9 protein-coding genes are annotated in these 11563 nt (G+C 75.6%); 1 reads left to right on the forward strand and 8 read right to left on the reverse strand.

Translation table 11 applies throughout. The features are described 5' to 3' along the window. Positions 1-453, forward strand: a 453-nt coding sequence (locus tag ABKW28_RS21760; RefSeq protein ID WP_348613229.1) for a DUF222 domain-containing protein, incomplete at its 5' end; no start/stop codon positions are given. 270 nt (positions 454-723) lie between these two features. On the opposite strand, the gene ABKW28_RS21765 is transcribed toward ABKW28_RS21760, so the two are convergent. The 8 genes from ABKW28_RS21765 to dusB form a co-directional block, all read right to left on the reverse strand. After that, complete coding sequence (locus tag ABKW28_RS21765; protein ID WP_348613231.1) at positions 724-2178, reverse strand: polysaccharide biosynthesis C-terminal domain-containing protein; 1455 nt, start codon at positions 2176-2178, stop codon at positions 724-726. After that, positions 2171-4345 carry a glycosyltransferase gene (locus ABKW28_RS21770; protein ID WP_348613233.1) on the reverse strand — a complete coding sequence of 725 codons (2175 nt, stop codon included), beginning with the start codon at positions 4343-4345 and terminating at the stop codon, positions 2171-2173. Before ABKW28_RS21770 ends, ABKW28_RS21765 begins: the two co-directional genes overlap by 8 nt. Continuing rightward, complete coding sequence (locus ABKW28_RS21775) at positions 4342-5856, reverse strand: O-antigen ligase family protein (protein WP_348613235.1); 1515 nt, start codon at positions 5854-5856, stop codon at positions 4342-4344. Before ABKW28_RS21775 ends, ABKW28_RS21770 begins: the two co-directional genes overlap by 4 nt. After that, positions 5853-6683, reverse strand: a complete 831-nt coding sequence (locus ABKW28_RS21780) for a polysaccharide deacetylase family protein (RefSeq protein WP_348613237.1) — start codon at positions 6681-6683, stop codon at positions 5853-5855. The genes ABKW28_RS21775 and ABKW28_RS21780 overlap by 4 nt, the downstream gene beginning before the upstream one ends. Beyond that, positions 6676-7971 carry a division plane positioning ATPase MipZ gene (locus ABKW28_RS21785; protein WP_348613239.1) on the reverse strand — a complete coding sequence of 432 codons (1296 nt, stop codon included), beginning with the start codon at positions 7969-7971 and terminating at the stop codon, positions 6676-6678. The genes ABKW28_RS21780 and ABKW28_RS21785 overlap by 8 nt, the downstream gene beginning before the upstream one ends. Next, positions 7968-9137, reverse strand: coding sequence for a cellulase family glycosylhydrolase (locus ABKW28_RS21790; RefSeq protein WP_348613242.1), 1170 nt, complete (start codon positions 9135-9137; stop codon positions 7968-7970). Before ABKW28_RS21790 ends, ABKW28_RS21785 begins: the two co-directional genes overlap by 4 nt. Before the next feature lie 84 nt (positions 9138-9221). After that, on the reverse strand, positions 9222-10151 hold the full coding sequence (locus tag ABKW28_RS21795; protein ID WP_348613244.1) for a hypothetical protein: 930 nt from the start codon (positions 10149-10151) through the stop codon (positions 9222-9224). Positions 10152-10292: 141 nt separating this feature from the next. After that, a complete protein-coding gene (gene dusB / locus ABKW28_RS21800) occupies positions 10293-11447 on the reverse strand; it encodes a tRNA dihydrouridine synthase DusB (RefSeq protein WP_348613246.1) in 1155 nt (384 codons plus the stop codon). Positions 11448-11563: the final 116 nt, after the last annotated feature.

An 11563-nucleotide genomic window follows, 5' to 3' on the forward strand; every position in this document is an offset into this window, starting at 1 on the left:
AAGGAACTACCCAAGGCAGGTGGCGTGAACGCCACCGTCGTGGTGACCATGACCCTCGACTCCCTCAAGGACGGCCTGGCGGCCGCCACCCTCGACACCGGTGACCGGATCAGCGCCGCCACCGCGAGGCGGCTGGCCTGTGAGGCGGGCGTCGTCCCTGTCGTGCTGGGCGGCAAGAGTCAGCCGCTCGACGTGGGACGTGCGAAGCGGTACTTCACCCCGGCCCAGCGGGTCGCGATGGGTATCCGTGACGGTGGTTGCACCGCCCGTGGCTGTGACGCCCCTCCGGCGATGTGCCACGCCCACCACGACGACCCCTGGTCGTGCCACGGCCACACCGACCTAGCCCGCGGACGACTCCTCTGCCCCTACCACCACCGCTGCATCCACGATCCCGAGTACGAGAGCGATGTCGGTGGCGACAACCAGGTCACCTTCCACCGACGAACCTAGGAGCACTCCGCTCCCGGCCCCGCTGCTCGACCAACGGCGCTGCCGCGCGCCCGTTGGTTGAGGAGGTTGCGCAGCAACCATCTCGAAACCCGGTGAGCCCATGGCGTACGGCGAGCGCGGTCCTCACGGGGTCTCGGCGTCGGCTCGTCGCTGGCGCTCCTCCCTGCTCGACCAACGGCGGTGGTCACCGTCGCTGGCGCTCCTCGCTGCTCGACCAACGGCGGTGGTCACCGTCGCTGGCGCTCCTCGCTGCTCGACCAACGGCGCGGTTCAGGCGGCGACGCCGCGGCGGCGTACGAGGCCGACGAGCACCTGCTGCTGCTCGGGGGCGAGGCGCCGCACCAGGAGCAGCCACGCGCCGAGGTAGACCACCGCACCGGCGACCAGCTCGACCAGCACCGGCAGGTGCAGCAGCACCAGCAGCGCGACCAGCACCACCGACGCGGCACCCGAGCTCAGCAGCGGGCTCAACACTCGCGGGCGCTCCCCCACCCGCTGCAGGAAGCCCAGCACCACCACCGCCTGCACCAGGTAGGACAGGGTCGTGGCCAGGGCTGCGCCGGTCGCTCCGAGGACCGGGATCAGGGCCAGGTTGAGCGCCACGTTGACGCCCAGCGCCGCGCTGGAGGAGGCCAGCAGCGCACGGTGGCGGCCCAGCACGTGCAGCAGCGAGTCGCTGAAGCTGGCCAGCGCCAGCAGCATCGCGGCGGGGGCGAGCCAGGCCAGCACCGGCGCGGCGGAGGCGGCGTACGTCGCCCCGAAGAGCAGGTCGATGACGTCGCGGCCCTCGGTGAGCGAGACCGCGACGAAGGGCAGGTAGACGAAGCCGCCGACGGCGATCGCGCGCTCGCAGCCCAGCAGGCGCGTCTCGCGGCTGCGGGTGGCGCTGAGCACCGGCAGCACGGCCGCGTTGATCGCGTAGGTCACGAAGAGCACGGTCTCGAGCAGCCGGTAGGCCACCGTGTAGACGGCCACCGACCCGGCTCCCTCGAGGTGGCCCAGGATCAGCACGTCGACGCGGAAGAGCAGCATCAGCACCAGCCCGCTGACACCCACCAGGACCGTCTCGCGCACCGCGGCCGCCAGGTCGCCGCGCCCGAGGTCGCGCAGCGGCTGGCGCACGTCGAGACGGCGGGCGGCGAGCACGTGGGCCAGCCACCCCACGACGGTGCCGGCCAGGAATCCGGCTGCGACCCCCTCGGCCCCCGTGCCGGCGGCGAGCGCCGTCAGCACCGCGGCGGCCGTGGCCACCCGCTGCACCACCAGGGCCGTCGACACCCCGGCGGAGACCTGCCGGCAGGCCGCGGCCGTGCGGATCGTCTGGCTCCACAGCTCGGGGAGCCCGGCGGCCAGCATCAGCGCCAGCACCGTCCAGGACCCGACGGCCGGCACCCCGGCCAGCAGCAGCCCCGCGGCCACCAGGAGCGGCACCGACAGCGCCGACTTCCACACCTGGGTGGCGCGGAAGAGCCGCGGCAGCGACTCGGGCACGGCGCTGCCGCGACGGGTCAATCCGCTGTCGAAGCCCCACGCGGCCAGCGAGGTCAGCACCAGCATGATCGTGAGCGCGTAGAAGACCGCGCCGAAGTCGTCGGCCGGCAGCATCCGGGCGGCGGCGACGGTCCACGCCAGGGTGGCGACCTTGCCGAGCACCTCGGCGACCGCGCGCACCACGGCGTTGCGGGCGGCCCGCTGGGTGGTGTCGCTGATGACCTGCTCAGCCACCGGCGTCCCCGGTCGCGCGCCCCAGCAGCCCTCGCAGGCAGCCGGCGGCCTTGGCGACGTCCTTGAGGGCGACCACCACCGGCACCCGCACCCAGGTGCCGGGCACGACGTCGACGTCGCGGGCGCGCAGCGCCGGCAGCGCCAGGTAGCCGGCGGCCCCGGCGAGCACCGCGGCGCGGGTGCGGACCCCGCCGGTCGCGAGCAGCAGCGGCCCGACGGCGTACGCCGAGGCGCGCACCAGGTCGCGGCTCACCAGCTGCCAGGAGCCGGCGCGGCCACCCCACTCGCCGTACTTGGCGTACATCCGCGCCATGTCGGCCAGGTCGCCGGTCTGCGCCCAGGTGACCCGCGCGTCGAGGGCCAGCGCGCTGCGGCCGCCGCTGGCCAGCACGGCGTCGCCGAAGACGGCGTCCTCCGAGCTGCGCAGCCGCGCGTCGAAGCCGCCGGCGACCTCCCAGGCCGGCACCGCGCAGGCCATGGAGCGTCCGTCGAGGCGGCGCGCCGAGAAGCTGCGCCCGCTCACCCGACCGGCCAACCGGGTCAGGGCGCCGGGGCGCCGGGCCTCCTCGATCGAGGGGAAGAGCGCGACGCGGGCGGCGTCGCGCACCGGGTCGCCGCCGTCGACGTCGTAGACCCCGACGACCAGGTCGACGGGGTCGGGCTCGGCGAAGGCGGCGCGCAGACCGGTGAGCCACTGCGGCCCGGGCGCGCAGCCGGCGTCGGTGCAGGCCACCCGCGGGTGCCGGGCCTCGGCGAAGCCGGTGTTGCGCGCGACCGACAGGTTGACCCCGGGACCCTCCAGCAGCCGGATGCGGTCGTCGCGGGCAGCCCAGGCCGCCAGCTCGGCGCCCGTCGCGTCGGTGGAGCGGTCGTCGAGCAGCAGGTACTCGTCGTCGGGACCGAGCTGCGCCACGACCGCGCCGACGACCTCGTCGACGTGGCCCGCCTCGTTGCGGAAGCAGGTCAGCACGCTCATCGGGGGTCCGACCAGGCCGGCCCCGGGCCGGCGGGCCACGTGGGCCAGCAGCTGCACGGCGCGCTCGGCGCAGGCGCTCGCGTCGGGGTGGTCGGCGAGCACCGCCCGCCCGGCGCGACCGCACGCCTCGCGGGCCTCGGGGTCCTGGAGGTCGGCCAGCGCGTGCGCGACCGCCCGGGGGTCGCTCACGGGCACGACACGACCGGCGGCGCGCGCCATCCGCTCGACCTCCGGGTTGCCGGTCGCACCGACCAGCGGCACCCCGGCGCCCAGCGCCTCGAGCGCGACCAGGGAGTAGCCCTCGCGCCCGAAGCGGTCGCCGTCGCCACGGGTCAGCACGGCCACGGCGTCGAAGGCCGCCAGGTGCCGGCCCGCGTCGGGCACCGGCCCGCTCAGCTGCACCCGGTCGGCCACGCCGTGCCGCAGGGCGAGGGCCTCGAGCCGGGCGCGCTCCCCCGGCTCCGACGGGTCGTCGGGGCCGACCACGACCAGGCGCCACGCCCGCGCGGCGTCGTCGGCCAGCGCCTCGATCGCGGTGTCGACGCCCTTGTAGCCGACCAGCCGGCCGAGCACGGCCAGCACCGGGCCCTCGCTGCTCGCCACCCCGTGATCCACCCCGTGCTCCGCCCAGTACGCCGCCGCCTCGGCGCGCGACGCCGGCGCGGGCGGGCGCGGGGGCGGCACGATCGTGGCGTCGGAGCGACGGGTGGCGGCGGCGACCGAGGCGGAGGTGGCCAGCACCGCGTCGCTCATCCGGCCCAGGCGGGGTGCGAGCTCGCGGTCCCAGGAGAAGTCGTGCTTGGCCCAGACCACCGGCACGCCGACCGCGCGGGCGGCGGGCACCACGGCGGCCGCGGCCTTGACCCCGTTGGCCAGCAGCACCTCGGCGTCGCTGTCGCGCAGGCGGTGGCCCAGGTCGAGGTTGCGCAGCGCCAGGTCGCGGGCGCGCGGCCCGGTCGGCAGCACCGTGACCGGCACCCCGTCGGCCTCCAGCGCCGCCCGCAGGGGGCCGTCCTCGAGCATCCAGACCTCGGGGCGCAGCCGTGCCCGGCTGGTGCGCAGCAGGTCGAGCAGCCAGGTCTCCGACCCGCCCAGGGTGCCGGTGGGGGTGACCACCAGGGCCCGCAGCGGGGCCAGTCGCTCCGGACCGTCCGGGGCACCGGCGCGGTCGTCGGTGGTGCTGGAGGTCAACGGGGCTCCTGGGTCGGGGTGGGGGCCGTCGCGCGAGCGTGCTCGCACGCGGCCACGAGGGCGGCCAGCACCAGCCACACCGTGGTGAGCACGACGGGGTTGCGCAGGGGGTAGTCGAGCATGCCGTGCGCCAGCACCGGCACCAGCGCGGCCGCGAGCACGCCCGGCAGCAGGCGCACCTCGGCGGCGGGCGGCAGCGTGGCCGTGGCCCGGCGCGCCCGGAGGAGCCCCGCGCCCAGACCGGCTACCAGGACCAGCAGCGCGCCGAGCCCGACGAGGCCGAACTCGACCGCGGTGTTGAGCAGCAGGTGGTGGGCGTGCTCGACCTCGAGGACCACGCCGGAGCGCAGGGAGTCGCTGGCGGCCTCGAGGAAGTAGCCGCCGGGGCCGTGGCCCAGCAGCGGCGCCTCGGCGACCAGGCGCAGGCCCTCGGCCCAGATCAGCGGCCGCTGGTCGTAGGGGTTGGCGCCGGCCTCACCGACCGAGGCGACCCGGTCGAGCACCTGGCCCAGCGGACCGACCCCGAGCAGGCCCAGGGCGCCGACCACGACGACGAACCCGGCCCCCAGGCGCAGCAGCGAGCGCCGGGTCGGCGCCACCAGGACGGCCAGCGCGACCACGCCGGCGAGCCCGCCGAACCAGGCACCGCGCGACAGCGAGACACCGAGCGCGGCGACCAGCAGGCCGGCGGCGACCAGCCCGGTCGCGCGCAGGCGCGGTGACGCCGAGCCCAGCCCCACCCCCAGGGCCAGCACGAGCAGCACCGCGCTGAAGAGCCCGAGCTCGTTGGGCTGGGAGAAGACACCGACGGCGCGGCCGGTGACGACGCCACCGCCGTAGAAGCTCTCGGTGGGCCCCGACGCGACCAGCGCCCACACCGACGAGGCGGCGCCGGCCACCAGCAGCCCCACCACGACCCGCGTGAGCTGCGCGGTGGTGCGCACCCCCGTCAGCACGGCCACGACCAGCAGCACGAGCAGCAGCAGCTGCACGTCGAGGCGGAAGGCCAGGTCGGCGTCGCGGGCACGGGGCGTGGCGAGCGCGGCGACGACGAGGAAGAGACCCAGGGGCACGGCCACCGGCCACGGGGGCAGCCGCCAGTCGAGCCGGGCCGCCGCCGGCGCCAGCACCGCCACGGCACCGAGCGCCGTCACGAGCTGCACCAGGTCGACCGGGCCGGCGCCGAGGTGGCCCAGCGGCAGGGTGAGCGCGACGGTGGGCACCACCAGGTCGCTGCGACGCCAGGCCAGCACGACCAGCACCGGGGCCAGCACGAGCAGCAGCGGGGCGAGCGGGCCTGCGACGAGGCCGGCACCCGCCAGCAGGAGGCCCAGCCCCGAGCCGGCCAGCGCCAGCCCGGCCAGCGCGGCCAGCGCGGCGACCCGCCCGGCGCGGGCACCCGTGCGGGCGGGCGGGCGGACACCGGGCGGCGTACGACGCGGGCGGCGGCGGGGCACGTCGCCCCAGGCCCGCGCCCGGGGGCGGGGCGGGGTCACCGAGGGTGCGCTCACCGACCGCCTCGCTGTCCGCCGAGGGAGGTCAGCGCGGCGCGCACGGTGCGACGCACCACCGGTGCCCGGTCGAGCGCCGCCCACCACTGCCGGTAGCCGGGCAGCTGTGTCTTGAGCCGGAAGGAGGCCAGGGTGTCGGTGGCGTTGACGTCGACCCGGCTGACCGCGTGGGGACCGGCGTCGTCGAAGACCGAGAACGCGACGTCGAAGCCCTCGGCCGCGACCGTCTGTCGCGCGGCCTCGTCGTGGGCGCCGAAGGGGTAGGCGAAGGAGCGCAGCGGGTCGCCGACCAGCTCGGCGAGGCGCCCGTGCGCGCGGCGGACCTGGTGGTCGAGCGCGTCGGCGCCGAGCCCGCGCAGGTCGAGGTGGTCGGCGCCGTGGACGCCGAGCTCGAGCCACGGCAGCGCATGGAGGTGGCGCAGCTCGTCGGGGTCGAGCAGCGGCTCGTCGGCGGGTCGCGGCAGCCAGGTGGCCGTGCGGCCGGCCAGGTCGGAGGGCACGTAGAGCAGGGCCGGGACACCGAGCCGTTCGAGCACCGGCACGGCCAGCTCCAGCACCGAGGTGAAGCCGTCGTCGATGGTCACCACGAAGGAGCGCCGGGGCCGGTGGGCCCGGTCGGCTCGCGCGGCCAGGTAGCCGTCGAGGTCGAGGGCGTGCCACCCCTGGTCGAGGAGCCAGCGCAGCTGCTGCTCGAAGCGCTCGACCTCGACGAAGAGGTTCTCGGGGTCGTCGTCGCGCCGGTGCGTGCAGAACCCGTGGTACATCAGCACCACGGGTGGTCGACCGCGCGACGCCTGACGCCCGGCGCCGGGCCGCGGCTCAGCCACCACGCCCGGTCTCGCGCAGGCCGGGTGCCTCCGCCTGGGCCCGGGTGGCGTGGTTGAGCACGACGCCGCGCACCGGGACGCCCAGGCGCTGCAGCCGGGCCGCGGTGCGCGCGACGGCCGCCGTCGACGTGCCCGCACGCACCACCACGACCGCCGAGGCGGCGTGCCCGGCGACGACCTCGCTCAGCTCGCCGGCGCCCAGGGGCGCGCTGTCGCAGAGCACGACGTCGTAGCGGTCGGCGCTGCGCTTGAGCAGGTCGGGCAGGCGGCGGTCGACGAGGTCGTCGACGCCGCTGAGCGGCTCGGTGGTCAGCACCGCCACGCCCCCCTCGCGGTGGACCGTCTCGGCGAGCGGGGCGCTCTCGGTGAGCGCGTCGTGCAGGGCGAAGCGGCTGGGGGTGCCCATCGTGGCGCTCAGACCGGCGTGGTCGAGGTCGAGGTCGAGCACCAGGGTGGACTGCCCCCGGTCTGCCAGCGTGCGCGCGAGCAGGAAGGACACGGTGCTGGCGCCGGCGCCGGCCTCGGCGCCCACCACCACGACCGGGCCGTCGGGGACGCTGGAGGCGGAGGCCAGGAACCCCGAGCGCAGGGAGCGCGCCGAGGCCAGGATCTCGCTGTCGGGGGCGACCGCGCGCCGCGGCCAGGCGGAGGTGAAGGCGGGCAGGCTGCCGAGCACGGGGCCGCCCGCCGCGCCGGCCGCGTCGCCGCCGGTGCGGGTGCGCGGACGCACCGCCTCGAGGGCGTAGGCGACCACCAGCGCGGCGAGGAGCGCGGCGAGCACCAGCAGCGCCTGCATCGCCCGGGTGGACGAGAGCAGGCCGGGGGCCTCGGTGCGGGCGCCGGAGAGCACCGTCGCGTCGGCGAGGGGATCCTCCTCGCCCAGCGTCACGGTCTGCTCGGCCACGGCCCGGGCCACCAGCAGCGCGTCGTCGGTGCTGGGCAGGGTGGCCCGCACGGCCAGGTTGCCGGCCTCCTGCGAGGCGGTGACGTCGACGGCGGCGTCGAGCACGTCGACGGAGATGCCGGTCTCGGAGGCGACCTCGCGCAGCACCTCCGGAGAGGTCAGGGCCACCGAGTAGCGGCCCAGGGCCAGCTGCACCGCGTCGGTGCTGAGCACGTCGGCCGACTCGGGAGCCACGCCCACCACCGCGACCGCGGTGGTGTCGTCGGCCCGCGTCTCGACGGCCAGGACCCCGACGGCCGCGGCGGGGACCAGCACCGCGAGCAGCACCGCCCAGCGGAAGCGCAGCGCCCGGGCCAGCACGCCCAGGAACGGCGCCCCGGTCACCGGGTCACCCCGTAGAGGTCGCGGAAGGCCTGCCAGACCGGGCGTGGGCGGCGCTCCTCGTCGAGCATGGCGTAGCCCTCCTGGTGCTCGTCGGTGCTCTCGTCGTTGGCCGCGTCCTTGTACCAGAACGCTGCGCCGACGTAGGGGAAGTCCTCGGCGAGCAGCGTCAGGGCCTCCGCGGCGTAGCGGGCCTGGGTAGCCTCGTCGACCCCGCGTCGCCACGGCTCGGTCTCCGCGTCGTTGTCGTGCACGCTCCAGCCGAACTCGGTGATCCACACCGGGAGCCGGTCGCCGTTCTCGATCATCGTCTCGCGCACCTCGTCGAGGTTGCGCAGGTTCCAGACCTCTCCGTCGTCCTCGACGCTGGGCGCCGAGTCGGCCGGGGCCTGGTAGGAGTGCACCGACATCACGTCGAAGCAGCCGCCCGCCCCGGCGTCGTAGGCGCGCTGGAGCCAGTCGTCGTCGTTGTACATCAGCCCGCCGAAGACCACCCGTGACCCGGGGTCCTCACGGCGCACGACGGGGTACGCCGCGCAGAGCAGCTCGGCGTACGTCTCGGGGTCGGTGCCGTGGTAGAAGACCTCGAGGTTGGGCTCGTTCCAGATCTCGTAGGCGTCGACGACGTCGCCCCAGCGCTGCGCCACCTCGCCCAGCGCGTCGGCGTAGTCGCCGGCGTCGTCGGGGCTGGTGTACTGCGCGGTGAAGTCGTCGGGCTCCGACGAGGCCCACGACGGGGTCAGCCAGAACATCACGAGGACCTGGAGGTCGCGCTCGCGCAGCTGGTCCATCACCTCGTCGACCAGGGGCACCGCCCAGCCCTCGTCGAAGCCGCCGGGCCGCGGCTGGAGCATCGCCCAGCCGACGTCGAGGCGCACCCACGAGGCGCCGGACGCCTCGATGCGGTCGAGCACCTCGTCGCGCTCCGCGGCGTCGTAGTGGGTCCAGGTGCCGTGGAACTGCAGGCCCAGGGACGGCAGGGTGGAGGGGTCGGGCGGGTCCTCGACCGTCGCCGCCTGCGTGGTGGCCGTGTCAGAGACCTGGGAGCTCGAGGGGTCGAGCGCCTCGGACCCGCCGGCGCCGTCCTCGGCGCGCAGCAGCAGCACACCGCTGAGGGCCACCGCGGTCGAGACCGCGGCGGCTACGAGCACAGCGAAACGGCCCCCCATGTCGACGAGGCTACCCGGTGCGGCCCGCGCCGAAACACTCGTGCACTGGTGAGGCCGCCCGCTCGAGGCGGCGCCGCACCGGCGTCAGTAGGTCGTGACGTGCACGTGGTCGTAGTGGTTGGCGGTGGTCGAACCACGGTCCGACATGCCACGCCAGCCCTCGCTGCCGCGCTCGACCGACCAGATGTTCTGCGAGTAGATCGCGTAGGAGACACCGAGGCTGCCGGCGTTGGCTCGCACGAACTCCGCGACCTGCCAGCCGCGCGAGCCGCTGACCATGATGTCGACCGCGATGCCCTGGGCGTGCTCGCCGTCGCCGCGGAAGGTGCCGTAGGTGGTGATCTCGGGGAAGGCCGCGCAGACCGCCCGGTGCACCTTGACGATGTTGGGGCTGACGCCGGACGGGACCGACGTGCCGTTGCTGCAGGTGGCGTTCGAGGAGGCAGCGGCAGCAGCCGGCTCGGACTCCTGCTCGTCGACCGGCTTCTCGTCGCTCAGGTAGCCGGCGCTGACCCAGCGCGACGTGCCGCCGACCACGACCTCGTCGCGGCCGTAGAGCGAGCGCCCGGTGACCAGCACCTTCTTCTCGGCACCCAGGACACCGTCCTTGCCGGCCTTCTTCGCCGGGGAGACCCACAGGTTGAGGTCGGCGGTGGTCCACAGCCTGGTGTCGGCGCCGGCGACGGCGGCCTGCACCGCTGCGGGGGCCATCATCTTGTCGAGGGCGGACTTCTTCTCCAGCCGCACGCCCTGGCGCACCGGTGCGGTGGCCAGCGAGCGGTCGGAGGAGCGCGAGACCACGGATCCGCGGTCGTCGAGCTCGGCGGCGGTGATGCCGGCGCTCAGCTCGGAGACCGAGGCGGCGACGGGCACCTCGGTGGCCGTGGGCTCGGAGGAGGCGATGCCGACGGTGACCGCGGAGGCGGTCGCCAGCACGGCGAGGGTCCCGGCCACGACGGTGGCGCGAGGGCGGAGGCGGGCATTGGCGTCCCGCTTGTGGCGTAGGTCTGCCACAGCGCTGATCCTTTGCTGTTGATGACACAGGCGACGCCGGTCCGCTGTGGCGGGCCGGCGAAGTTCCCTACTGAAGCACACCGCAGCGCCGCATCCGGCATCATCGCGGGCAAAATCGTGCGTGTGCTCGCTCACCAGCGCTCAGCCGCCGGTGGTCTCCACGGCGTCCTCGGGGGTGGCCTGCCCGCGCCCGTCGGTGTCGTCGAGCCAGCCCTCGGGCAGTGCGACCCTCGCCCGTGGCGAGCCCTGGCGACCGCGCGGCGCACCCAGCGCGGCCGTCGGGAACTGCTCGTCGGGGTCGAGGTCGGCGAGCAGCGCGTCGAGGTCGGCGAGCGAGGAGACCAGACCGAGCGAGCGGCGCGCGTCGCTGCCGGCGGCGAAGCCCTTGAGGTACCACGAGACGTGCTTGCGGAACTCCTTGCAGCCGCGCTCCTCGCCCATGTGGCGGCACAGCAGCTCGGCGTGGCGGCGCATCATGTCGCGCACCTCGCCGAGCGTGGGCAGGGTCGCCACCTGCTCCCCGGCGAAGGCTGCGGCGAGGTCGCGGAAGAGCCACGGCCGCCCGAGGCAGCCGCGGCCCACGACGACGCCGGCGGCCCCGGTCTGCTCGACCATCCGCACCGCGTCGGCGGCCTCCCAGATGTCACCGTTGCCGAGCACCGGGATGTCGACGTGGGCCACCAGCTCGCCGATCGCCTCCCAGTCGGCGCGGCCCGAGTAGGCCTGCGAGACGGTGCGCCCGTGCAGGGCGATCGCGGCGCAACCGGCCTCCTGGGCGATGCGCCCGGCGTCGAGGTAGGTCAGGTGGTCGTCGTCGATGCCCTTGCGGGTCTTCATCGTCACCGGCACCCCGTGGCGCGACGCCGCGCCGACGGCGGCCTCGAGGATCTCGCCCAGCAGCCCGCGCTTCCAGGGCAGCGCGCCTCCCCCGCCCTTGCGGGTCACCTTGGGCACCGGGCACCCGAAGTTGAGGTCGATGTGGTCGACGCCGTGCTCGGTGCACAGGATCTCGGCGGCCTTGCCGACGTGCACCGGGTCGCTGCCGTAGAGCTGCACCGACCGCGTGGTCTCGGCCTCGTCGAAGACGAGCATGTCGAGGGTGTGCCTGTCGCCCTCGACCAGCCCGCGGCTGGTGATCATCTCGCAGACGTAGAGGCCGGCACCCTGCTCGGCACACAGGCGGCGGTACGCCGCGTTGGTGATGCCGGCCATCGGCGCGAGCACCACCGGCGTCGCCACCTCGAGGTCGCCCAGGCGCAGGCCGGGGAAGACGGCGGACGGGGCGGGGCTGGGCATGGGCTCATTCTCGCGGGCCGCCCGGCCCCGCCCAAATCAGGCTCTCCTGTCTCTTCCGTGGGTCATGTGCGCCCGGGGAGGGTGGGCCGGTGGCCGCCGAGGTTGAGCATGGCCAG

Source organism: Nocardioides sp. 31GB23, from assembly GCF_040012395.1.
Classification (GTDB): domain Bacteria; phylum Actinomycetota; class Actinomycetes; order Propionibacteriales; family Nocardioidaceae; genus Nocardioides; species Nocardioides salarius.